Source organism: Staphylococcus simiae, from assembly GCF_002902085.1.
Lineage (GTDB): Bacteria > Bacillota > Bacilli > Staphylococcales > Staphylococcaceae > Staphylococcus > Staphylococcus simiae.
In genome coordinates this window covers 14,549-38,249 of the sequence record NZ_PPQR01000010.1, presented here as the reverse complement: position 1 = coordinate 38,249, position 23,701 = coordinate 14,549, and the positions used below count along the sequence as shown (strand labels likewise).

21 protein-coding genes are annotated in these 23,701 nt (G+C 33.2%); 10 read left to right on the top strand and 11 right to left on the bottom strand.

Annotation, left to right across the window (positions count from 1 at the left end; genetic code table 11):
- Positions 1-108 precede the first annotated feature (108 nt).
- From ilvA to ilvC, 6 genes are read right to left on the bottom strand one after another with little or no spacing between them, the layout of a single operon-like run.
- A complete protein-coding gene (gene ilvA, locus CD113_RS01625; RefSeq protein ID WP_002464764.1) occupies positions 109-1,377 on the bottom strand; it encodes a threonine ammonia-lyase IlvA in 1,269 nt (422 codons plus the stop codon).
- Positions 1,378-1,391: 14 nt separating this feature from the next.
- Positions 1,392-1,961 (bottom strand): 3-isopropylmalate dehydratase small subunit, encoded by a 570-nt coding sequence (gene leuD / locus CD113_RS01620; protein WP_002464765.1) that lies wholly within the window; start codon positions 1,959-1,961, stop codon positions 1,392-1,394.
- A gap of 1 nt (position 1,962) precedes the next feature.
- Positions 1,963-3,333 (bottom strand): 3-isopropylmalate dehydratase large subunit, encoded by a 1,371-nt coding sequence (gene leuC / locus CD113_RS01615; RefSeq protein ID WP_002464766.1) that lies wholly within the window; start codon positions 3,331-3,333, stop codon positions 1,963-1,965.
- Positions 3,334-3,349: 16 nt separating this feature from the next.
- Positions 3,350-4,393 carry a 3-isopropylmalate dehydrogenase gene (leuB, locus tag CD113_RS01610; protein ID WP_002464767.1) on the bottom strand — a complete coding sequence of 348 codons (1,044 nt, stop codon included), beginning with the start codon at positions 4,391-4,393 and terminating at the stop codon, positions 3,350-3,352.
- A gap of 2 nt (positions 4,394-4,395) precedes the next feature.
- The gene (locus tag CD113_RS01605; protein ID WP_002464768.1) at positions 4,396-5,925 is read right to left on the bottom strand and encodes a 2-isopropylmalate synthase; all 1,530 of its coding nucleotides are present in this window, start codon (positions 5,923-5,925) and stop codon (positions 4,396-4,398) included.
- 29 nt (positions 5,926-5,954) lie between these two features.
- Positions 5,955-6,983, bottom strand: coding sequence for a ketol-acid reductoisomerase (ilvC, locus tag CD113_RS01600; protein WP_327078733.1), 1,029 nt, complete (start codon positions 6,981-6,983; stop codon positions 5,955-5,957).
- A gap of 238 nt (positions 6,984-7,221) precedes the next feature.
- Between ilvC and CD113_RS12935 the strand changes: the two genes are divergently transcribed.
- Positions 7,222-7,353 (top strand): hypothetical protein, encoded by a 132-nt coding sequence (locus CD113_RS12935; RefSeq protein WP_002464770.1) that lies wholly within the window; start codon positions 7,222-7,224, stop codon positions 7,351-7,353.
- A 44-nt stretch (positions 7,354-7,397) separates the two neighbouring features.
- Here CD113_RS12935 and CD113_RS01595 read toward each other — a convergent pair whose 3' ends face one another.
- The 3 genes from CD113_RS01595 to ilvD are packed head-to-tail and all read right to left on the bottom strand — an operon-like array spanning position 7,398 to position 11,128.
- On the bottom strand, positions 7,398-7,652 hold the full coding sequence (locus CD113_RS01595) for an ACT domain-containing protein (RefSeq protein ID WP_002464771.1): 255 nt from the start codon (positions 7,650-7,652) through the stop codon (positions 7,398-7,400).
- Positions 7,652-9,421 (bottom strand): biosynthetic-type acetolactate synthase large subunit, encoded by a 1,770-nt coding sequence (ilvB, locus tag CD113_RS01590; RefSeq protein WP_002464772.1) that lies wholly within the window; start codon positions 9,419-9,421, stop codon positions 7,652-7,654. Before ilvB ends, CD113_RS01595 begins: the two co-directional genes overlap by 1 nt.
- Positions 9,422-9,439: 18 nt before the next feature.
- A complete protein-coding gene (gene ilvD, locus CD113_RS01585) occupies positions 9,440-11,128 on the bottom strand; it encodes a dihydroxy-acid dehydratase (RefSeq protein ID WP_002464773.1) in 1,689 nt (562 codons plus the stop codon).
- A gap of 638 nt (positions 11,129-11,766) precedes the next feature.
- Here ilvD and tsaE point away from each other — a divergent pair.
- Genes tsaE through tsaD form a run of 4 tightly spaced genes read left to right on the top strand, consistent with a single transcriptional unit; the run spans position 11,767 to position 14,326 of the window.
- Complete coding sequence (gene tsaE / locus CD113_RS01580) at positions 11,767-12,228, top strand: tRNA (adenosine(37)-N6)-threonylcarbamoyltransferase complex ATPase subunit type 1 TsaE (protein WP_002464774.1); 462 nt, start codon at positions 11,767-11,769, stop codon at positions 12,226-12,228.
- On the top strand, positions 12,209-12,871 hold the full coding sequence (tsaB, locus tag CD113_RS01575; RefSeq protein WP_002464775.1) for a tRNA (adenosine(37)-N6)-threonylcarbamoyltransferase complex dimerization subunit type 1 TsaB: 663 nt from the start codon (positions 12,209-12,211) through the stop codon (positions 12,869-12,871). Before tsaE ends, tsaB begins: the two co-directional genes overlap by 20 nt.
- The gene (rimI, locus tag CD113_RS01570) at positions 12,844-13,311 is read left to right on the top strand and encodes a ribosomal protein S18-alanine N-acetyltransferase (protein WP_002464776.1); all 468 of its coding nucleotides are present in this window, start codon (positions 12,844-12,846) and stop codon (positions 13,309-13,311) included. Before tsaB ends, rimI begins: the two co-directional genes overlap by 28 nt.
- Positions 13,301-14,326, top strand: coding sequence for a tRNA (adenosine(37)-N6)-threonylcarbamoyltransferase complex transferase subunit TsaD (tsaD, locus tag CD113_RS01565; RefSeq protein WP_002464777.1), 1,026 nt, complete (start codon positions 13,301-13,303; stop codon positions 14,324-14,326). The genes rimI and tsaD overlap by 11 nt, the downstream gene beginning before the upstream one ends.
- Positions 14,327-14,411: 85 nt before the next feature.
- Here tsaD and CD113_RS01560 read toward each other — a convergent pair whose 3' ends face one another.
- Positions 14,412-16,034 (bottom strand): MutS-related protein, encoded by a 1,623-nt coding sequence (locus CD113_RS01560; RefSeq protein ID WP_002464778.1) that lies wholly within the window; start codon positions 16,032-16,034, stop codon positions 14,412-14,414.
- A gap of 431 nt (positions 16,035-16,465) precedes the next feature.
- Positions 16,466-18,397 (bottom strand): ABC-F family ATP-binding cassette domain-containing protein, encoded by a 1,932-nt coding sequence (locus CD113_RS01555; RefSeq protein WP_002464779.1) that lies wholly within the window; start codon positions 18,395-18,397, stop codon positions 16,466-16,468.
- A gap of 255 nt (positions 18,398-18,652) precedes the next feature.
- On the opposite strand from CD113_RS01555, the gene CD113_RS01550 reads away from it, so the two are divergent.
- The 5 genes from CD113_RS01550 to CD113_RS01530 all read left to right on the top strand — a co-directional run bounded on the left by CD113_RS01550 (position 18,653) and on the right by CD113_RS01530 (position 23,580).
- Entirely contained in the window at positions 18,653-19,288 is a 636-nt protein-coding gene (locus tag CD113_RS01550; protein WP_002464780.1) for a redox-sensing transcriptional repressor Rex, read from the top strand.
- A gap of 424 nt (positions 19,289-19,712) precedes the next feature.
- A complete protein-coding gene (locus CD113_RS01545; protein ID WP_268741117.1) occupies positions 19,713-20,792 on the top strand; it encodes a YeeE/YedE family protein in 1,080 nt (359 codons plus the stop codon).
- A gap of 12 nt (positions 20,793-20,804) precedes the next feature.
- On the top strand, positions 20,805-21,029 hold the full coding sequence (locus CD113_RS01540; RefSeq protein ID WP_002464782.1) for a sulfurtransferase TusA family protein: 225 nt from the start codon (positions 20,805-20,807) through the stop codon (positions 21,027-21,029).
- Positions 21,030-21,206: 177 nt separating this feature from the next.
- Positions 21,207-22,457, top strand: a complete 1,251-nt coding sequence (locus tag CD113_RS01535; RefSeq protein WP_002464783.1) for an ammonium transporter — start codon at positions 21,207-21,209, stop codon at positions 22,455-22,457.
- Positions 22,458-22,629: 172 nt separating this feature from the next.
- Positions 22,630-23,580: a LacI family DNA-binding transcriptional regulator gene (locus CD113_RS01530; RefSeq protein ID WP_002464784.1), complete on the top strand. Its 951-nt coding sequence runs from the start codon at positions 22,630-22,632 to the stop codon at positions 23,578-23,580.
- The last annotated feature ends 121 nt before the right edge of the window (positions 23,581-23,701 follow it).

Here is a 23,701-nt window from a genome sequence, read left to right as displayed (position 1 = left end):
AGAGATAATTGCGCTTTTTTCATATTCAAAATACAAAAATCGGACTAATAGAAAATAATTAAAAATTCTCTATCAGTCCGATTTATTATAGAACCATTTTTAATGAACTTAAATTAATAAAGAATAAAGCATTTTATTCTCATTAATATATATATTAGAAGGGTCAAAGTCATGAACTCTGTCTTTCAATTGTAATAAATCATTATGATCTTTAAGTTGTATGCCAATAATGACAGTTCCTGTATTTTGAGAAGATTTTTTTAAGTATTCAAATTTTGTAATATCATCTTGTGGTCCTAACACTTCATTAACAAACTCACGTAAAGCACCAGGTCGTTGTGGGAAATTCAAAATAAAGTAATGTTTCATTTCTTCATAAAGTAATGAACGCTCTTCAATTTCTTTCATACGGTTAATATCGTTATTACCACCACTGATAACACATACTACAGTTTTATCTTTAATTTGACTTCTATAATTTTCAAGGGCACTAACACTTAATGCACCTGCTGGTTCTGCAACAATGGCTTGCTTTGAATACATATCTAAAATAGTTGAGCATACAGCACCTTCATCAACTTGAATGTAGTCATCAACATTATTTTTAGCGATGTCGAATGTAATATCCCCAACTCTTGCTACAGATGCACCATCGACAAATTTATCAATATTATCTAGAGTGACTACTTGTTGCTTCACTACAACTGATTCATACATACTGCTTGCACCGGCAGGCTCTACACCAATAATCTTAGTATTTGGTGAATAAGCTTTAAAGTAAGTACTAATTCCTGAAATTAAACCACCACCACCAATAGCTGCAAATAAGTAATCAAATGACACATTATCTTTGGCTGCTTGTTCAAGCATTTCTTTAGCCAAAGTTCCTTGTCCAGAGATAGTATAAACATTGTTAAATGGATCGATAAAGTTCATATCATGTGTTTTAGTATATTCTAAGGCTTCAGCTAAGCAATGATCAAAAGTATCACCTGTTAAGACAACTTCTACATTGCCATTACCAAAAAATTTAACTTGATTTACTTTTTGCATTGGTGTTGTTACAGGCATAAAGATAACAGCTTTTAAATTTAATTTTTTAGCCGTATAGGCAACACCTTGTGCATGATTTCCAGCACTGGCACATGTAATCCCTTTATTTTTAGCATCATCTGGTAATACAGCAATAGCATTATACGCACCGCGCAATTTAAATGAACGTACCCATTGTAAATCTTCTCTTTTCAAATACACTTTACAATCATATTTTTGTGATAAATAGTGATCTAATTGTAAAGGTGTTTCTTTAACGATATCTTTTAACCTTAAAAAGGCTTCATCAATATCTTTAGTTGAAACAGCAGCATTGACTGTCATATTATTCATCTCCCTTAAAGTGATTGTTCATATTTTTCTATAAGATCTTCATATTGAAGGGTAATTGCAATATCATCTAATCCATTGACTAGTTTATTCTTCCATGTTTCATCTATATCAAAATGAAATGATTGTTCATCAGAAGAGACTGTTTGATTTGGTAAATCAATTTCAATTTCTTCAAATTGAGCTAAATGTTCACGTGCTTGTTTATCTAAAACAATAGGTAGCATCGCATTTTTAGTACAATTCATATAGAAGATATCGCTAAAACTTCCCGCAATAATAATATGAAAACCGTAGTCCTTAAGTGCCCAAGCAGCATGTTCACGACTTGAGCCACAACCAAAATTATCTCCAGTAATTAAAATCGATGCACCTTTATATTGAGGTTTATTAGGATTAAATTCTGGATTATCACTGCCATCTGGTAAATAACGCCATTCATCAAAAGCAAAAGGGCCGAAGCCTGTTTTAGAAATTCGCTTTAAATGTACTTTAGGTATTATTTGATCGGTATCAATATTGTCATTAAAAAGTGGTACGACTTTACCTCTATATGTAGTAATAGGATCAATTGCCATATTATACAACCACCTTTCTAACGTCGACAAATTTACCGTTAATAGCTGCAGCTGCTGCCATTGCAGGGGATACTAAATGAGTTCTAGCACCTTTACCTTGTCGACCTTCAAAATTACGATTACTTGTTGAGGCACAATGAACACCATCAGGTACTTGGTCTGGATTCATGCCTAGACACATAGAACATCCAGGTTCACGCCATTCAAATCCTGCATCTTTAAATATTTTATCTATGCCGAGTTTTTCAGCTTCCTTTTTGACTGTACGAGAGCCGGGGACGACGATAGCTGTAATATTTGGATGTACTTGATTACCTTTAACTATATGACTAGCTTCGATTAAATCGGATAATCTAGCATTTGTACAAGAGCCTAAAAAGACATAACCTAATTCAATATCTTCAGCTTTTTGACCTGGACGTAAATCCATATAATCATATGCTCTTTTATCATTGACATCTTTAATTTCAGGGAATGGTTCACTGAAACTTACACCCATTTCAGGATTAGTTCCCCAAGTCACTTGAGGCTCGAGCTGACTGACATCTAATTCAATAACTCTATCAAAGTAAGCGTCATCGTCAGAATAAAGTTCGCGCCACTTATCTATAGATTGTTCATAATTAGTAGCATATGGGCGACCTTTGACATAGTCAAAAGTGATATCATCTGGTTGGATAATACCGTATTTTGCGCCACCTTCAATTGCCATATTACAAATAGTCATACGACCTTCCATAGATAAGCTTTTAATTGTATCACCAGTAAATTCTAAGGCATAACCTGTACCAAAGTCGACACCATATTGATTAATAAGATGTAAAATGATGTCTTTAGCATATACACCTGTTGGTAATGTACCATTGATATCAATTTTTAAATTTTTAGGTTTAGTTTGCCACAAAGTTTGAGTAGCAAATACATGTTCCACTTCACTTGTTCCGATGCCAAACGCGATAGCGCCAAAAGCACCATGCGTTGCTGTATGTGAATCTCCACAAACAATGGTCTTACCCGGTTGAGTTAAACCAGTTTCCGGACCAACCATGTGAACTATACCTTGTTCATCTGACCCCATATCGAAAATGTGAACACCAAAATCACGTGCATTTTGTTGCAATGTAGTGATTTGTTTATTGGCAATTTCGTCCCTAATATTAAAGATATCAATGGTTGGAACATTGTGATCTAGTGTTGCAAAAGTCAAATCTGGACGTCTTAATTGACGGTGTTGAAGTCTAAGTCCTTCAAAAGCTTGAGGAGAAGTGACTTCATGGATAAGATGTAAATCGATATATAATAATTGAGGTTCACCCAATTTTCCATATAATACATGTTGGTTCCACACTTTATCAAATAATGTTTGTCCCATTGACATCTCCCCCTTATTAATCATATTGTTGTAGCAAATGAGCAAATATTTGTGAAGTTGCTAATTGACCACCTAAATCTCTAGTAGTTTTCTGATTTTTAATCATATTATAGACATGTTTTTCAAGCTCATCAGCAGCTTGTGATTGGTTTAAACTTTCACGTAGACACATAGCTAAAGAAAGAATCATACCGAATGGATTTGCAATATCTTGTCCAGCAATATCTGGTGCTGAGCCATGAATAGGTTCATATAATCTTGGACCTTTATCACTAAAACTTGCAGAAGGTGATAAACCTAACGATCCAGGAATAACAGAAGCTTCATCACTCAATATGTCACCAAACAAGTTTTCACAGACAATCACATCAAATTGTGTTGGGTTGGTAATTAAGTGCATACTACAAGCATCTACTAATAAATGATTTACTTCTACATCTGGATAATCTTCACTGATTTCATTAACAATGTTGCGCCATAATCTACTAGAAGCTAAGACATTTTCTTTATCTACAGAGGTTAATTTATGACGTCGTGTTTGTGCTAATTCGAAAGCAACTCGAACAATACGCTCGATTTCAGCGCGTGTATAGGTTAATGAGTCTAGAGCATCATCTTGTGTTATGTGTCTAGGTTCTCCGAAATAAATCCCACTAGTTAATTCTCTTACGATTACTAAATCTGTACCTTCAACGCGTTCAGCTTTTAAGGGTGACAATTGACTAGTACCTTCAGTTACTATAGTAGGGCGTATATTTGCAAATAAATTTAAAGATTTACGTAATTTTAATAAACCTTGTTCAGGGCGATTATTAGGATTAGTCCATTTAGGACCTCCGATTGCACCTAAAAGAATTGCATCAGCTTGTTTACATGCGTTTAAAGTATTATCTGTTAATGGAATACCATGATTATCAATAGAAGCACCACCAAAATCGTGATGCTCTATTGTATAATCAAAATGATATTGTGCACTTATTTTTTCTAGTAACGATAGCGTGCCTGACACAATTTCTGGACCAATACCATCACCAGGTAGACTTACAATATGAAATGACATGATTAATTACCTACCTTTTCAGTATTTTCGGCAGCATATTTAGCATGTGCTTCAACATAAGCTTTACATGATGCTTGTAAAATATCATGGTCTATACCGAAGCCATTAACTTCTATTCCCTCAATCAATAAGTTAACATGTACTTCCGCTTGAGCATCTGTACCTTCAGTAAGTGAATCAATGCGATAATCAATAAGTTCGCATTGTCGATTGAAAATACGATCTACTGCATTATAAATTGCTACAATTGATCCAGTTCCAATACTAGAATCTTGGAAAGTATGGCCATCTTTGTCTTTAATTACAACGACAGCACTTTGAAGTCCACTTGAAACATATTGCAGTTGAAGAGCATCTAATTGATATAGTGCTTGATGCTCATGTTCAGAGCCTTGGACAATAGCATGGATGTCTTTATCAGACACAGACTTTTTCTTATCAGCAACAGCTTTAAATTGTTTGAATAGATCGATTTGTGCTTTGTCAGCAATATCATAACCTAATGCTTTAAGTTTCTCAGCAAACGCATGTTTACCAGATAATTTACCTAAAGGTAATTCAGTTGTACTTACACCAACTAATTGAGGAGTCATTATTTCATATGTTTCACGATGTTTTAACACACCATCTTGATGGATACCAGATTCATGACTGAAGGCATTTTGACCAACAACAGCTTTATTTCTCGGTACTCTAATTCCAGCATAACGAGAGATTAAATCAGACGTCTTTTTAGTTTCAGCAAGATTTAATTTAGTTTGCATTCCATAGTGATCATTACGCACATATAAAGCTAAAGCAACTTCTTCTAATGCAGCATTACCAGCACGTTCACCAATTCCATTCACAGTACCTTCAATACGTTTTGCGCCACCTTCAATTGCTGCTAAACTATTAGCAACTGCCATTCCCAAATCATCATGACAGTGTGCACTATAAATGATTTCTTGATCAGAACGGATATTGTCATTCAATGTCTTGAAAATATGTGCATATTCATCATGATAGCTATAGCCAACTGTATCAGGAATATTGATAATTGTAGCACCTGCATCGACTGCTGTTTGTACACACTCAATTAGGAATGGTAATTCAGTACGTGTTGCATCTTCTGGTGAAAATTGAACAACATCGAAGAATTGTTTAGCATATTCAACATGTTCTTTAATCGAAGCGAGTACTTCAGGTTGTGTCATTTTAAGCTTATGTTCCAAATGAATAGGCGATGTAGCAATAAAAACATGTATAGCTGGTTTAGCTGCATCTTTAGTAGCTTCATATACAGCATCAATATCAGATTTTTTACATCTTGCTAGCCCACATACTGTAGTTGTTGTTAAAGTTTGAGCAATTGCTTCAACTGATTTAAAACTTCCAGTACTTGAAGCGGGGAATCCTGCTTCAATAACATCGACGCCCCATTTTTCTAATTGTTGAGCTATTCTTAAACGCTCTTCAAACGTAAAATTTACTCCTGGTGTTTGTTCACCATCTCTCAATGTGGTATCAAAAATTTGAATATGACTACTCATAAATAACAACTCCTCATAGTTATAGTGGTTTATTTTTCAATACTTTTTGATTTAATAAATGGCATCATTTCACGTAATTCACGTCCAACTTTTTCAATTTGATGACCGTGTTGTTCTTCACGTAATTTGTAGAATTCTTTAAAGCCATTTTTGTTATCTTCAATGAATCTGTTACTGAAGTTTCCGTTTTGGATGTCTGTAAGTACTGCTTTCATATTATCTTTAACGTCTGGTGTAATAATACGAGGTCCAGAAACATAATCTCCAAATTCAGCTGTATTAGAAATTGAATAACGCACGTTTTCCATACCACCTTCGTACATTAAATCGACAATCAATTTCATTTCATGTAACACTTCAAAGTAAGCAAGTTCTGGTTGATAACCAGCTTCTACTAATGTTTCAAAACCACTTTGAATTAATTTAGATACACCACCACATAGAACAGCTTGTTCACCGAATAAATCTGTTTCAGTTTCTTCTTTGAATGTAGTTTCGATAACACCAGCACGTGTAGCTCCGATACCTTTGGCATAACTTAAAGCAATGTCACGCGCTTCACCAGAAGCATCTTGTTGAACACCAAATAATGATGGTACTGCTGAACCTTCAACAAATGTACGTCTAACTAAATGACCTGGTCCTTTTGGTGCTACTAAGAAAACATCAACATCTTCAGGTGGTTGGATTACTCCGAAATGAATATTAAAACCATGTGCAAATGCTAGAGCATTGTGTTTTTCTAAGTTTGGTGCAATTTCATTTTTATACACATCACCTTGAATTTCATCTGGTAAAAGAATCATAACAACGTCTGCTTGTTTTACCGCTTCAGCTACTGGATATACTTCAAATCCATCTTCTTTTGCTTTATCAAATGAACGTCCTGGACGAATACCAATAACGACATCATAACCATTGTCTTTTAAGTTTTGTGCATGTGCATGTCCTTGTGAACCATATCCAACTACTGCAATTTTTTTACCTTGTAAAGCATCTTTTGTTACATCTTGATCATAATAAACTGTTGTCATAATAAATTCCTCCATAGTAAATATAATTTTGAAAATTCTGAAATATAAAGTTAATAATGCTGTGAGATGATAACTAGACTATTTGAAATTTATATCTAATTAGCGCATCATTGGCATTAAAATAATACATAAGATAAAGATAAGTCTGTGACAAAAGCTTTCTCTATATAATATGTTGCGATTGTCAGTCAAAGACTTGATAATAAAATACTCATAAATTACGTTTTATCATTCTAGTTAGTCTGGTAGGAGTGGGCGACATGTGTCATCTAAAATCAACGTACTGGTATTTGATGACAAGCATTATCAAATTAAATTTATTGTTGTAGCACTACCAAAAATAAGTATTAGCTATCGACATAGTCATTTTAAAAGTATAGATAAAACGAATTAATAATGACATATGTTATGTGTAAAGAGACTTTTGGGGTGTTGCAATTACACATCATTATCGACTAAATCATAACACTCGACGGATAAAACATTGATTTGCTGTTTTAATTTTTGAATTAAAATATGTAGCATGTCATCATCTTCAATATTGACTTGTAATTCAATGTTCGAAACACCAGGCTGTTCAGAATGAGTAACGTGCAATGTATCGATATTGTATTGCAAGCGAACAAAAGCACTAGTGATACGGTTAAGTGTACTAACCTCATCAGCGACTTGTAATTTAATAATTCTCGTCATTATAACCCCTCCATTTCATGGTTAGATTTACCAGATGGTATCATTGGATTGACTGGTTCAGCAGGGGAAATACGAACTTCAATTAAAGCTGGTCCGTCATAATTAAATGCTTCATCCAATTGTTGTTCTAGATTTTTAGGATTATCAATTAAGAATCCTTGTACACCATACGCTTCAGCCATTTTCATGAAATTAGGTTGGTCATTAAATACTGAATGCGAGAAACGTTGATTAAAGAATTTATCTTGCCACTGTTTAACCATTCCTAATGTTCCGTTATTAATTAAGACAATTTTAACATCTAATCCATACTCTGGTAATAAGGCCATTTCTTGATTAGTCATTTGGAAACCACCGTCACCAACAAAGCACACAACTGTTTTATCTGGATTTGCAAGTTTAGCTCCAATAGCAGCAGGAATTCCGAATCCCATTGTTCCTAAACCACCGCTAGTAACCCATTGGCCATGATTTTTAAAAGGATAAAATTGTGCCGACCACATTTGATGTTGTCCAACATCTGTAGTAACAATGGCTTCACCATTTGTAATTTCACCAATGTATTCTATTGTTCGTTGAGGCTTACAAAATACATCATCAGGTTCACCATGTTTAAAAGGATGTTGTTGTTTATTATTTTGACAATGTTTGACCCATTGTTGATGTTCAGGGATAGTAATATCTCTTACAGTTAATTGTTGTAATAAATTTTTACAATCAGCAACAATACCTAAATCTGCTTTAATTACTTTGTTAATTTCAGATGGATCAATATCAACATGTACAACTTTTGCATTTGGTGCAAATTCATCGGGCTTACTCGCTAATCTATCGTCAAAACGACTACCTAAGTTAATTAATAAATCACATTCAGTTAGCGCCATATTACTCGCATAAGAGCCATGCATACCACCCATTCCTAAGAATAGAGGGTCATCATATGGAATAGCACCTAAACCAAGTAATGTTGTTGCAGTTGGAATTTGATATTGATTAACAAAATGTGTTAATAAGTCATTTGATTGAGAATGATTAATTCCAGCACCGGCTAAAATTAAAGGTTTTTTAGCTTCAGTTAAATACGAGACTAAAGTATCAACATCTTTAACGTCAGGTTCTGTCGTAACTTGATAACCTGGAATATTAAGCTCATCACATAAGTCAACATTAGTTGATAACACTCCCATATCTTTAGGGAAATCAATCACTACTGGACCTTTACGTCCAGAATTAGCAACATAGAAAGCTTCATGTACAATTCTTGGAATATCTTCAACATTTTTTACTTGATAGTTCTGTTTCGTAATAGGTGACGTCATTGATAAAATGTCTGCTTCTTGAAAGGCATCTCTACCGATACCTGGTGTTGCAACTTGACCTGTAAATACAACTAAAGGAAGTGAATCAGAGTGTGCATCAGTGATTCCTGTAATTACATTGGTAGCTCCAGGGCCACTTGTAACAACTACAACTCCTGTCTTTCCAGAAACTCTGGCATATCCTTCAGCAGCATGTACAGCACCTTGTTCATGTCGTGCTAAAATATGTTTAATCTTACCGTCATAAAAAGTATCATATAACGGTAATACTGCGCCTCCAGGATAGCCAAATAAATAATCAACATTTTCCTTTAATAATGCTTCTACCAACAGTTCTGAACCTGAGCGCATATTATCAAGCGTATCTTGTTCTAAGTATTCAGGTTCTAAAGACTCAGCCATTTTCAATGTATCAACAGTACGATTTACTTCATGTTCGGTTTTAGACATTTTAAATCATCTCCTAGGTTAGATTAAATTCTCAGGAACTTGCATAACGCCACCAGTATTAGCACTAGTAACTAGTGCAGTATATCTTGCAAGATATCCAGTTTTTACTTTTGCTTTAAACGGTTCTAATTGTTCACGTCTACGATATAGTTCTTCTTCAGGTTGATTAACATTTAAAGTTCTTTCTGTTAAGTCAATGGTAATTTCATCTCCGTCTCGAATTAATGCAACAGGGCCGCCAGAAGCTGCTTCAGGTGAAATATGACCGACTGCAATACCTCTTGTTGCGCCAGAAAAACGTCCATCAGTAATTAATGCAACATCTTTACCTAAACCTCTACCTACAATAGAAGAAGTAGGGGCTAACATTTCTGGCATTCCTGGACCACCTTTTGGACCTTCGTATCGAATAACAACTACATGACCTTCACGAACTGTATGATTGTCAATCGCTTCAACAGCTTCATCATGAGAGTTAAAACAAATTGCCTTACCAGTGAATGTTTTAATAGAAGGATCTACACCACCAACTTTAATAACCGCACCTTTAGGGGCAATATTACCAAATAATATTGATAAACCACCTTGAGCATCATATGGATTATCTAAAGGATGGATAACATCGAAATTGTTGATTTCTTTGCCTTCATTATTTTCGCGTAAAGTTTTACCAGTAACTGTTATTCTATCTGGATGTAAAGTGCCTTCTTTTTTCATTAATTCATTAATAATAGCAGGTACACCACCAGCTTCATGAACATCATGCATAGAATAAGATGAACTTGGAGCAATTTTAGATAAATATGGTGTACGTTTAGCAATATCATTGATACGTTCTAAGTCATATTCAATACCTGCTTCATTAGCAACTGCTAATGTGTGTAAGACTGTATTTGTTGAACCACCCATTGCCATATCTAAAGCAAATGCATCATCAAGTGCTTCTTGTGTGACGATATCTCTAGGTTTGATATCGTTTTTGATATTATCTACTAATTTAAAAGCTGCCTCACGAATCATTTCACGACGTTGTTCACTAACAGCTAAAGCTGTACCGTTATAAGGTAATGCTAATCCTAACACTTCCATTAAACAGTTCATCGAATTTGCAGTAAACATACCTGCGCATGAACCACAAGTTGGACAAGCATTTTGTTCCATATCTAAAAATTCCTCTTTCGAAATTGAACCTTCTTTAAAGGCGCCAACTGCTTCAAACATTGATGATAAAGTTAATGCTTTACCTTGTGCAGACAAACCTGCTTTCATTGGGCCTCCTGAACAGAAGATAGCTGGTACATTCGTTCTCATAGCTGCTAATAACATACCTGGAGTAATCTTGTCACAGTTTGGAATGTAAAATACACCATCAAACCAGTGAGCATTAATGACTGTCTCAGCAGCATCAGCAATGATTTCTCGAGATGGTAGGGAATATCGCATCCCAATATGACCCATCGCAATACCATCATCGACACCGATTGTATTAAATTCAAATGGAATAGCACCAGCTTCTCTAATAGCTTCTTTAGCAATATCAGCTAATTCTCTTAAATGTACATGTCCTGGAACAATATCAATATAAGAGTTACAGATTGCTACAAATGGTTTATTCATATCAGTTGGTTGTTTTAAAGCGCCCGTAGCATGTAACAGACTTCTTGCTGGAGCTTGGTGATCTCCTTTTTTGATCATATCGCTTCGCATTATAAATTCCCCCGTAAAAATAATTGTTTGTTAAAGTTATAACAATAAAAAAACGTCCCAATAATGATTGGGACGTTTATAAGTCCCATTCAAGCAGAAATAGGACTTAAAGCGTTTAGTAAAATCTTACTAACGTTCGAGTCCTAAAGAGTATAATAAAATAATAATATTTGATGTTGTTGGTTGATGTTGCGTATTAAGATTAGTCATTTTATTATACTCCTTCCTTGAATGGTTTATATCGTATTAATTATTTGAATTGTCTAAAAATTTGATAAACTTAATTTACTATATCTGTCTTTATGTGTCAATGATTATTTTAAATTTTCTTACAATTTATTAAGACAATTTAAAGCGTATTAAACAAAAGAAATATAACTTGAAATTTGTTACAATATATAAGTTGAATAATTAGCTTGAAAAAAAGGTTAAACAATTTGATAGATGTAATGATGTTACAGATGATGAAGTTTGATATATTTTATTGTAGTCATTTTTGAAAAATCCTACAGAGTTATGTGAAAAATGGTTGTATGCATAACAAGCTAACAAGTGATCAATCGTATACAACGGTTGTCATAAATGATTAAAAGTGGTCAATTTTAACTAAGTAATAAAGTAAATTAGGAGATAAGATAGTGATAAAAATAACAAGTTTAGATGACATGAATCAATTTGCAAACCTATTAGTAAATCAATTAGTACCAGGTGATTTAATATTGTTAAATGGACAATTAGGTGCAGGTAAGACGACACTCACTCAATTTATTGGTAAAGCAATGGGTGTTAAAAGAATCATTAATTCACCTACGTTTAACATTATAAAAACTTATAAAGGTAGCTCATTAAAATTACATCATATGGATTGCTATCGATTAGAAAATTTTGAAGAAGATTTAGGTTTTGAGGAGTATTTTGAAGATCAAGCAATTACTGTCATTGAATGGAGTCAATTTATTAAAGATTTATTACCTTCTGAGCATTTAACTATTAATATATCTGTACTAAATGATACAACGAGACAAATTGATTTAATAGCTATAGGGAAACATTATCAACAAATTAAGGAGGCCATTTATGATGAATTCACTACTCATTGATACGTCAAATCAACCTTTATCAGTGGCATTAATGCAAGATGATGACGTGTTAGCAAAAAAAACAACAGATACTAAACTAAATCACTCAGTACAATTAATGCCTGCCATCAATGAGTTATTTGAGCAGAGTACGATAACAAAGCATGATATAGATGCCATTATTGTTGCTGAAGGACCAGGCTCATATACAGGCTTAAGAATAGGTGTAACTGTAGCTAAAACGCTAGCCTTTGCTTTAAATACTGAATTATATGGTGTGTCTTCATTAGCGGCCTTAGCAGCAACAGTTAATGAACAACATAAATTGTTAGTACCTATATTTGATGCACGAAGACAAGCTGTTTATGCTGGAATTTATCAATGGCAAGACCAACAATTAGTTTCTTTAATGGAAGATCAGTATATAACAATTGAAGCACTTCTAGAACGTGTGCAAAGTTATGATCAACCGTATGCGTTCATTGGTCGAGATACACAATCACTAGCAGATTTACTAGATGGGGAAAAGATAGACCAATTACCACAAGCACAAGTAATGAAAAAATTAATAACAGAACCAGTAAATATCCATACTTTTGTACCTAAATATCATAAATTAGCAGAGGCTGAGCGTAATTGGATCAACAAGCAAAAGCACAATTAAATATTAGGGTAATGTCTAAAGATGATGTTCCTCAAGTATTTGATATAGAAAGACATAGTTTTAATGATAGCTCATGGACGGTTGATGCTTTTTACCATGAAATAGAGCAAAATACTTTTGCTAAATATTTCGTTATTGAATATCAATCACAAATTATAGGATATTTAGGGTTATGGATAGTCATTGATCAAGCACAAATCACTACTGTTGCAATTGATCATAGATATAGAGGGTTTGGATTAGGACAAATGTTGTTAGAATATGGAAAGAACTATGCCAGTCATACATGTGATGTTATGAGTTTAGAAGTAAGAGTAGATAATTATGTTGCACAACATGTCTATGAAAATTTAGGATTTCAGTATGGTGGTAAACGTAAAAATTATTATGGTGAAGGTGAAGATGCAATGGTAATGTGGGTGAATTTACATGACAAATAATAATTTAATATTAGCAGTTGAAACAAGTTGTGACGAAACAAGTGTTAGTGTCATTAACAATGGTAATCAAGTATTATCTAACACAGTATTAAGTCAAATTGACAGTCATAAACGTTTTGGAGGCGTAGTACCTGAAGTTGCGAGTAGACATCATGTAGAAGGGATTACTGCAACGATTGAACAAGCGCTTGAGGATGCTAACGTAACAATGGAAGACGTAGACGCTGTAGCCGTGACGGAAGGTCCTGGATTAATTGGTGCACTGCTCATTGGTATTAATGCGGCCAAAGCATTAGCCTTTGCTTACGATAAGCCGATTATTCCGGTTCATCATATTGCGGGACATATATATGCTAATCATATTGAAACGCCTTTAACATTTCCATTAATGGCATTAATTGTTTCAGGTGGGCATACAGAATTAGTCTATATGAAAGATCATTTGAATTTTGAAGTTATAGGTGAAACACGTGATGATGCAGTCGGTGAAGCTTATGATAAAGTTGCTCGTACGATTGATTTACCATACCCTGGAGGACCACAAATTGACCATTTAGCAGCTATTGGTGAAGATACGTATCAATTCCCACGTGTGTGGCTAGATAAAGATAGTTTTGATTTTAGTTTTAGTGGGTTAAAAAGTGCGGTCATCAATCAATTGCATAATCAACGTCAAAAGAATATACCAATTATTAAAGAAGATGTAGCTACTAGTTTTCAAAATAGTGTTGTAGAAGTACTGACATATAAAGCAATTAAAGCTTGCCAAGTCTATGGTGTGAATCGCTTAATTGTCGCGGGTGGTGTTGCTAGTAACAAGGGGTTAAGACAATCTTTAACACAACAATGTCAGGAACAAGGCATACAATTAACGATACCTAGTCCACAATTATGTACAGACAATGCTGCTATGATAGGTGTAGCTGGATATTACTTATATCAACAACATCAAGTAGGTGACCTTACATTAAATGGTAGTAATAATATAGATTTAGAAGAATATTCAATTGAATAAACATTAAAACAACGTCAATACACATAGCTATAAAAGTCTGCTTATAGCGTGTACTGACGTTGTTTTTTATGCAGTAACGACATTGTTAGTTAGCATGGTCGTCTTCAGACACGTTGTCTTTGGCACGTTGATAAATTGTTTCAGGGAAATCAGTTATTTTTAATAATTCAATTGCATTTCTGGTATTGGCCTTACCTGGTTTGATAGTGTAATCAAAATGAATATTATTATTTTCGATAATTTCATTAAAATGATAATTAATAAAACGTTGCTTTAACATATCAGCTAATTCTATATCATGAGTGGCAGCGATAACTCTAACATTAGACTGTTGATCAAGATATGACAGTACAGATTCTGAAGCGGCTATACGCTCAGTTGTATTGGTACCTTTAAAAATTTCATCAATAAAGCAATATAATTTGGATGAACTATTAATATTAACAATACGTTTAATAGATTTTAACTCTGCCATAAAATAACTATCACCAGATAAGACATCATCAGCATTAGCCATTGAAGTATAAACGTTACCAGGTTCATATGTAAATGAACGAGCCGTAGCAGTATTAATCGTTTGAGCTAAAATTAAATTAATAGCGACAGCTTTCATAAATGTTGATTTCCCAGAGGCATTAGATCCAGTAAGTAAGACATTGTTATTTAAAGTAAAACTATTAGCAACGGCATCTACAATTAATGGATGTGTCAGTTCAGTAAACTGGACATCTGTCATTTGCGTATTACGTTGCGGTTCACAATATACATCAAGTGTACGTTGATACATTGCTAATGCATAGTAATTGTCTAATTGTGCTACATAACTAAAACAATGGTTTAACTCAGCTTTATATTTATTATAACTACGCTGAATAGAATGGAAGATGAGATAGTCTAACATAAAGATCATTTTCAATAATTTTATAAGTGCACCACCAACATCTTGATCATTAATATCGGCTAATATACCAGTTAAACGACGTGCTGCTTTAAAATGACTGAAGTTAACTTCAGGGTTTGGTGTGTCTTGAATTTTAGTAATTGCATAACCCTGTTGTAGAACTTTAGAAATGTAAAACATTGATTTCAAGTCATCATCATAAGTACGTTTTAAAGTTGAAGATAAAACGATATTAACAATACAACTAGCTAAAAATAATAATAAACCAAGTTGTGCATTGATAAAGATGACTAATGCGGTGATAACTGGTAATAGTGGACATAACATGAGTAGAAAGTTACTACTGATAAATGTAATTTGATCCGGAAATTTTGGATAAACCGTTTTACCTATTAACGCTAAACGATATGCAACTTGCTGCCTAAACGCTTTATTGTTCTTAAATAATGATAACAATGTCTGATTATTAAGTTTATACATCCCCCGTAAAGTAGCATATAATCTCATTTCACCAATAGCAGTAAAGTTGTAATTAATCATATGAAAAATGTCAGACATATTTAAATCTGACCAAGTTTTGTCATCAATAAGTTGATGACTGTCATAATCATTTTTCTTTAGCTGGTATTCAGAATTATATTTTGCATTAGGTCGGATAAATGTTTCAATAGGCGACATAGTATGCCATAAATTTTCCATGTCATTAAATAAACGTTTACGACTAATTAAGCGACCAATAACTCCTACAATGATAGTTAATAATATGATAGCAATTAAAAATAGCATAAAAGTATGATTATGATTCATGATGAGCTCCTTAATTAAATTGATATAAAGTGAAAATACAAATTATTAACACAAGTCTTAATAGCATTACAAACGAATGAAAAATAATTAATAAAGAACATGTAAATAACAAATAATAATATTATTATTTCATAAATTTTTAACAACAACAACATGACTCGCATAATGATGTGTCAATAGGGAACATGCGTACTTATCAACAAACAGTTAACAACTTGTGGATAAGTTATACATATTCGTTGTTTTTATGTGGATAATCATTGGAAAAGTAAAAAATTAAGACAAAATTAGTGGGATATTACCTGTGGATAACTAGGATAACTCTGTGGATAGCCATAATTACAGTGTTTTTGATGTGAATAAAAAATTAAAAAAACTGTAAAAAAAGAACTCTAAACTGTGTATATAACACAATAAGAGTTCAAGTAAATTTATAATTTTTGTTGTAATTCTTCCCACTCTGTCATTGCTTGTTCTAATTTTTGTTCGCTATCAGATTTTTGCATAGCTAGTTCATTAGCTTTTTGTGGGTCACTAAAAATTTCTGGTTGAGTTAATTGTTGATCGATGGTTTCAATATCAGCTTCTAACGATTCTATTAGAGATTCACAATCGGAAATTTGTCTTTCTAATTTTCTTTGAAGACGACGTTGTTCTTTTTGACTATGGTAAGAAGATTCTTTGTTCATTGTTGCATGTTCAAGGTGATGATCATTATGTTGTGCATCATTTTGAGCTTGTAAAGCTTCTCGTTCTTCAATTTTTTCAATATAGTATTGATAATTACCTAAATACATCGTACCACCATCAGCTGTTAAATCGAACACTTTATTAGCGAGTTGATTAATGAAATAACGATCGTGAGATACAAAAAGTATGGTACCTTCAAAATATTGTAAAGCTTGTTCTAACATTTCTTTTGAGTCAATATCTAAATGGTTAGTTGGTTCGTCTAGGATTAAGACATTATCACGTTGTAACATTAACAGTGCAAGTTGCAATCTCGCTTTTTCGCCACCAGATAAATCATTAATTATTTTTTTGACATCATCTTGTACGAATAAAAATCGACCTAAGACAGCGCGAATATCTTTTTCATTCATGTCACGATATTGATCCCATACATAATCTAAAATGGTCTTATTAGATTTAAATTCAGCTTGTTTTTGATCGTAATAGCCGATTTTTAAGTTGGCACCGAAGTGAATATCACCACTAAGCTTTTGTTGTATGCCAGCAATCGTTTTAATTAATGTTGATTTGCCTATACCATTTGGTCCAATAACGGCAATATGATCACCTTTAGACACTTCAATATTGATAGGTTTAGTGATAGGTGAGTTATAGCCGATTTCTAAATTTTTAATATGCATGACGTCATTACCAGTGTTACGATCAAAGCCAAATTGGATGTTAGCACTTTTGGCATCTAACATTGGTTTATCAATACGTTCCATTTTTTCCAACATTTTACGTCGACTTTTAGCCATACCACTTGTCGAAGCGCGTGTAATATTTTTATCAACAAATGTTTCTAAGCGTTTTATTTCATCTTGTTGACGCTCATATTCTTGCATGCGTTTGTGATAGTATTGATCACGTTGAGCAATAAATTGATCGTAGTTACCAATGTATTTTTTAACGCCACCAAGGGCAACATCGTATATTTGCGTAACAATTTTATCTAAAAAGTAACGGTCATGACTGATAATAACAATTGCACCTTTGAAATAACGTAAATAATCTTCTAACCATTTCGTTGTTTCTAAATCAAGGTGATTAGTAGGTTCATCTAATAATAATAAGTCGGGTTCATTTAGCAGCATTTGAGCTAATGATAATCGAGTTTTTTGGCCGCCGCTAAAATCGTTAATAGGTTTGTCAAAATCTTCTTCAGTGAAATTTAAGCCATGTAATACCGTCTTAATTTTACTTTCATATTGATATCCTTCTAATTGTTCAAATTGGTTTGTCAAAGACTCATAGCGTTCCATATGTTCACTATATTCAGTGGTATCATAGTCATTGGCATGCTGTGCTAACCAATCCGTCTCTTGTTTAATTAATTGTTCCATTTTTTTAATATGGTTGAATGGTTTTGACATTTCTTCAAAGACTGTAGCATTTGAATTTAATGTCATTTGTTGAGTTAAATAGCCAATTTTTAAATTTTTAATTTTTGAGATAGTACCAGTATCGTAGCCTTCAACACCAGCAATTATTTTCATTAATGTTGATTTACCAGCACCATTTCTACCAACAATACCGATACGTTCACCTGTTTTGACTTCAAAATCAACATCAGTAAAAATATCTTCACCATCGAATGATTTTGCTATATGATTAAGTTGTAAAAGTATCATTCAATCGTCACCTTTCGTCTATAGTCAACATATTTCATAAATACAGTATGATAAAAAATGAATACATTACTTTCTATTTTACAGTATTAGAACTATACTTGAAACTAAGATATTTATTTTTAAAAATTAATAATGTATAATATTTAAGTATTCATTGCAATCAATTGTTTGTTTATTAATAATTTTGCATTCACGCTCTACATCGTTTGAATACAGAAATAGAAGTTCTTTCAAACTCTAAGGAGGAAATAACGAATGACTGACCAAGTTAAAATTCCTCGAGCAACTTTAAAACGTTTACCACTATACTATAGATTTGTTAGCACATTAAAATCTAAGGGTGTTGATCGTGTGAACTCCAAAGCGATTAGCGAAGCGTTACAAATTGACTCGGCTACAATTCGTCGCGATTTCTCTTATTTTGGCGAATTAGGTAAAAAAGGTTATGGCTATAATATTGATAGTTTATTAGAATTTTTTAAATCAGAATTAAGTGAGAGCGATATAATTAAGATTGCTATCGTTGGTGTCGGGAATCTGGGGAAAGCATTGCTTACATATAACTTTTCTATACATGATGAAATGACTATTACGGAAGCTTTTGATATTAAAGAAGATGTCATAGGTCAAAAAATTGGTAACGTTGTTATTAAAGATAATAATGAACTAGCCTCAACATTGAAACAGCAAGACATTGATGTAGTTATTTTAACAACGCCTGAAAGAGTTGCACAAAAAGTAGCAGATCAGATAGTTGCATCTGGTGTGAAAGGCATTTTAAACTTTACACCTGGTCGCATTAATACACCCGCAGATGTTCAAGTACACCAAATTGATTTAGGTATTGAATTACAATCACTATTATTTTTTATGAAAAATTATAGTGAATAACATAGACTATTAAATAATTACTTAAATAGGCAGTGTTCATCATTTAAATATGAAGGACATTGCTTTTTTATTGGATTTATTTGGTTATCGGTGTCAGTTTACTTTCATTTAGGATTGCCATTTATAATAGAATCGATATCAATTTGTAATATAGGTCGAAAAGGGATTTAAAGTTACTTTATGTTGTGTTTGATTTTAATTTTTGTAACATACAAACGACATTTTTAGTCTCTACTAATCTATTAGTTTTAACATTATAATTTACGATACACAATTATGAACCACACATTTATTAGTTATCATCATATCGAGCTGTCATATATCATTTTTAAATTATTTTGCTATTAACTCAGTCTCAGGTTGAAAACATAAATTTCTTCAATTATAATACTTAGTAAACATATCGGAAAAAGGTGATTGAATGATTTGGACAATTGTTAGTGGTCTTATTGTTGGCATTTTATTAGGTTTTGTTATGCAGAGAACACGCTTTTGCTTAGCAGGTGGATTTCGTGATATGTATGTACAGAAAAGTAATAAGATGTTTTATGCCTTACTTATCGCTATAACGATTCAAAGTATCGGCTTATTGTTATTAACTCAACTGGGAATCATAACAATTCCACCACATAGTTTTCCAGTTATCGGTACGGTCATTGGATCATTTATTTTTGGCGTAGGTATTGTATTGGCTGGAGGATGTGCGACAGGAACATGGTATCGTGCAGGAGAAGGACTCATTGGTAGTTGGGTAGCTTTAGTACTTTATGCTTTCACAGCTGCAATAACTAAAACAGGTATATTATTACCAGTGATGACATTTATTAATCAACCTACCAATGTTAATAGTGATATCTCACACACAACAGGCATTCCTATGTGGATACTAGTAATATTATTAACCGTTATTACAGTATGTCTTGTAATTAAAACGTTAAAACGACCTAAACCTAAAACGGCAGTACCAAAGTTACAACAACGTTATTCAGGATTAAGACATTATTTATTTGAAAAAAGATATCACCCATTTGTTGCTGCAGTCGCTGTAGGGTTGATTGCTTTAATTGCGTGGCCAATGAGTGAGTCAACAGGACGTCCATATGGATTAGGTATTACTACACCATCTGCGAACTTAATTCATTTTTTGATATCTGGAGATCGACAATTTATTGATTGGGGTGTCTTACTTGTTTTAGGAATCTTTATCGGTTCATATATTGCTGCAAGAGGTGCAAGAGAGTTTAAGTGGCGCTTACCAGATAGAAAAACAATTAGGAATAGTGCCATTGGAGGTATCTGTATGGGCTTTGGCGCCTCGGTTGCTGGTGGATGTTCGATTGGTAATGGGTTAGTAGAGACTGCAACGATGTCTTGGCAAGGATGGATTGCTTTAGGATCAATGATACTAGGTGTGTGGACAATAAGTTACTTTATATTTATTAGACCTATGAGACAGATAAATAAACAACAGACACAAACGATGAGTCAAACACAAACAATTTAGGAGGGTGTTTAAATGTTATATGAACTTGGGACAGTTGGTATGGTTTGTCCATTCCCACTTATTGAAGCGCAAAAGAAGATGACAACTTTAGAAATTGGTGACGAATTAAAAATCGATTTTGATTGTACGCAAGCAACAGAAGCTATTCCTAATTGGGCAGCTGAAAATGGTTATCCAGTAACGAACTATGAACAATTAGCTGATGCATCATGGACGATAACGATTGAAAAAGCATAAATGACAACAGTAGTTTGAAATAAATTATTTAATCAAAACCATACCTCAACAGGTAACGACCATATCACTGTTGAGGTGTTTTTTGTTAGAAAATATGACATGCTAGGTTATATTTATTGACCGATTTTTGCACTTTTTAAATTGTCAGATTATTATGACAATAAGGGAGTGATACATATGCATATTAGTGATACAATATTTTTATTTTTATGTACATTATTAGTTTGGTTGATGACCCCCGGGTTGAGTTTATTTTATGGTGGGTTAGTTCAATCCAAAAATGCTTTGAACACAGTGATGCAAAGTATGGCTGCAATTATTTTAGTGACATTTGTTTGGATAACTGTAGGATTTACGATAAGTTTTGGTCATGGTAATTTGTGGTTTGGTAATTTGAATTTCTTGGGACTTAATCATGTTGGATTTGGTATTGATAAAGACATCAGTCCTCATGTACCTTTAGCATTATTTATGTTGTTTCAAATGATGTTTTGTACAATTGCGATTTCAATTTTATCTGGTTCAATTGCAGAAAAAATGAAATTTATACCGTATCTAATCTTTGTAGTCATTTGGACAGCTTTAGTATATAGTCCAGTAGCTCACTGGGTATGGGGCGGAGGTTGGATTAATAAGTTAGGCGTACTCGATTTTGCAGGTGGTACAGTCGTACATATCACATCAGGAGTTTCTGGATTAGTACTGGCAATTATGATAGGTAATCACAGTAAAGATGACATACCAACACCTCATAATTTGATTATTACTTTGATTGGAGGCATTTTCGTATGGGTAGGTTGGTATGGTTTCAATGTTGGTAGTGCTTTTACATTTGATCAGATTGCTATGCTTGCTTTTACAAATACAGTGCTTGCTGCAAGTGCTGGAGCCTTTGGATGGTTACTACTGGAATATTTATTTAAACATACAACAAGTCTGCTTGGTTTATTATTAGGTGTATTAGCTGGATTAGTTGTGATTACACCAGCCGCTGGTTATGTAAGTTATCTGAGTGCAATCATTATGGCCGTAATTGGTGGTGCTAGTTGTTATGTCGTTATAAATTATATAAAAGTTAAATTAAAGTATAATGATGCTTTAGATGCTTTTGGTATACATGGTGTGGGTGGAATTATTGGTGCGATATTAACAGCAGTATTTCAAAGTAACAAAGCTAATCCTGATATTGATAACGGCTTTCTTTATACAGGAGATATACATATATTAGGCGTACAAATTTTATGTGTCAGTGCAGTAATTATTTTTAGTATTATTATGACTTATGTGATTGCACGTACTATAAAATTATTTGCACCATTATCAGTAACTAAAGAAGAAACCAAAATTGGCTTAGATAAAATTGTACATGGTGAACACGCCTATTTTTACGGCGAGTTAAATCGTTTTAATCGTCAAATTAAAAGATGATTATCACCTAAATCATAGTAGAAAAAGAATAATGATTAAGAGATTCTATTGGTAAGTCCTTAGAATCTCTTTTTAGGTTGGAATTGACAAAGCTAACATAAAAAGTTACTTAAAGCGGTTACAGATATGCTAAAATATACACAAGTGCTACAAAAAATGACAGGTGATTAAAATGAAGACGATTTCAGACATTGCAAGAATTGCAGGAGTATCTAAAAGTACAGTTTCAAGATTTTTAAATAATGGTTCAGTTAGTAAAGAAACCAGCGAAAAATTAACCAAAATTATTGCAGATAACGATTATCAGCCCAACCAATTTGCACAAAGTTTGAGAGCTAAACAAACTCACCTCATCGGCGCAATCATTCCAAGAATGAATTCCTTTGCCGTTGACGAGACGGTTAAAGGGTTAGCAGTGCAATGTCAACAATTGCAATCACAACTATTATTGAACTATACAGGATTGGATATTAATGCTGAGATTACAGCGTTAGAAACATTTGCACGTAGTAAAGTTGATGGTATTGTCTTAATGGCAACTGACATCACAGATCAACATATAGAGGCCATTCAAAAAATTGATATTCCAGTTGTTATTGTAGGTCAGCAACATGAATTATTGCATAGTATTATTCATAATGATTATATGGCTGGGCAAATTGTTAGCGAATGGATAGGTCAACAAGGCTATAAAGATGTAGAAGTGTTTAGTGTTAGTGAAAATGATATCGCCATAGGTATAAATAGAAAAAATGGTTTATTAGATAAATTACAAGAATATCATATTAAACCTCGTGTTCATGAAACCGTATTTAACTATATGGATGCAAAGCTAGATGTGTCAGCAAAACTGCAACATATTAGTTATGCAGATGCAATTGTTGGTGCTACAGATACGATAGCATTAGCTATATATAAATATTGTTCGGATAACGATACGCAACTTAAACCACAACAAGTTTATGGTTTTGGTGGAGATCCTATGACACAGTTAGTATCACCTTCAATTAAGACGGTACATTTTAATTATTTTGAAGCGGGACAACGCGCGATTGAAGAAATTCAACAGTTATTAAATAAAGAACATCCGCCTTATAGCGTCACAATAAATGTTAAAGCATAGGCGCTTTATTTTTGAATTTATTTTGGAACCGATACCAAATGTATTATAATAAGAATGAATAAATCATAAATGATGTGTTAAATCTTTGTTATAATAGATGATAATTGATTAAAACATAATC

What these genes read in the sequence shown, in the direction of transcription:
- tsaB (WP_002464775.1), top strand. Translation starts at nt 12,209, where the DNA reads ATGAATTCACTACTCATTGATACGTCAAATCAACCTTTATCAGTGGCA.
- tsaD (WP_002464777.1), top strand. Translation starts at nt 13,301, where the DNA reads ATGACAAATAATAATTTAATATTAGCAGTTGAAACAAGTTGTGACGAA.
- CD113_RS01595 (WP_002464771.1), bottom strand. Translation starts at nt 7,652, where the DNA reads ATGACGAGAATTATTAAATTACAAGTCGCTGATGAGGTTAGTACACTT.
- CD113_RS01530 (WP_002464784.1), top strand. Translation starts at nt 22,630, where the DNA reads ATGAAGACGATTTCAGACATTGCAAGAATTGCAGGAGTATCTAAAAGT.
- CD113_RS01555 (WP_002464779.1), bottom strand. Translation starts at nt 18,397, where the DNA reads ATGATACTTTTACAACTTAATCATATAGCAAAATCATTCGATGGTGAA.
- leuD (WP_002464765.1), bottom strand. Translation starts at nt 1,961, where the DNA reads ATGGCAATTGATCCTATTACTACATATAGAGGTAAAGTCGTACCACTT.
- CD113_RS01535 (WP_002464783.1), top strand. Translation starts at nt 21,207, where the DNA reads ATGCATATTAGTGATACAATATTTTTATTTTTATGTACATTATTAGTT.
- CD113_RS01560 (WP_002464778.1), bottom strand. Translation starts at nt 16,034, where the DNA reads ATGAATCATAATCATACTTTTATGCTATTTTTAATTGCTATCATATTA.
- ilvA (WP_002464764.1), bottom strand. Translation starts at nt 1,377, where the DNA reads ATGACAGTCAATGCTGCTGTTTCAACTAAAGATATTGATGAAGCCTTT.
- CD113_RS01605 (WP_002464768.1), bottom strand. Translation starts at nt 5,925, where the DNA reads ATGAGTAGTCATATTCAAATTTTTGATACCACATTGAGAGATGGTGAA.
- CD113_RS01540 (WP_002464782.1), top strand. Translation starts at nt 20,805, where the DNA reads ATGTTATATGAACTTGGGACAGTTGGTATGGTTTGTCCATTCCCACTT.
- CD113_RS01550 (WP_002464780.1), top strand. Translation starts at nt 18,653, where the DNA reads ATGACTGACCAAGTTAAAATTCCTCGAGCAACTTTAAAACGTTTACCA.
- ilvD (WP_002464773.1), bottom strand. Translation starts at nt 11,128, where the DNA reads ATGCGAAGCGATATGATCAAAAAAGGAGATCACCAAGCTCCAGCAAGA.
- leuC (WP_002464766.1), bottom strand. Translation starts at nt 3,333, where the DNA reads ATGGGACAAACATTATTTGATAAAGTGTGGAACCAACATGTATTATAT.
- ilvB (WP_002464772.1), bottom strand. Translation starts at nt 9,421, where the DNA reads ATGTCTAAAACCGAACATGAAGTAAATCGTACTGTTGATACATTGAAA.
- leuB (WP_002464767.1), bottom strand. Translation starts at nt 4,393, where the DNA reads ATGTCATTTCATATTGTAAGTCTACCTGGTGATGGTATTGGTCCAGAA.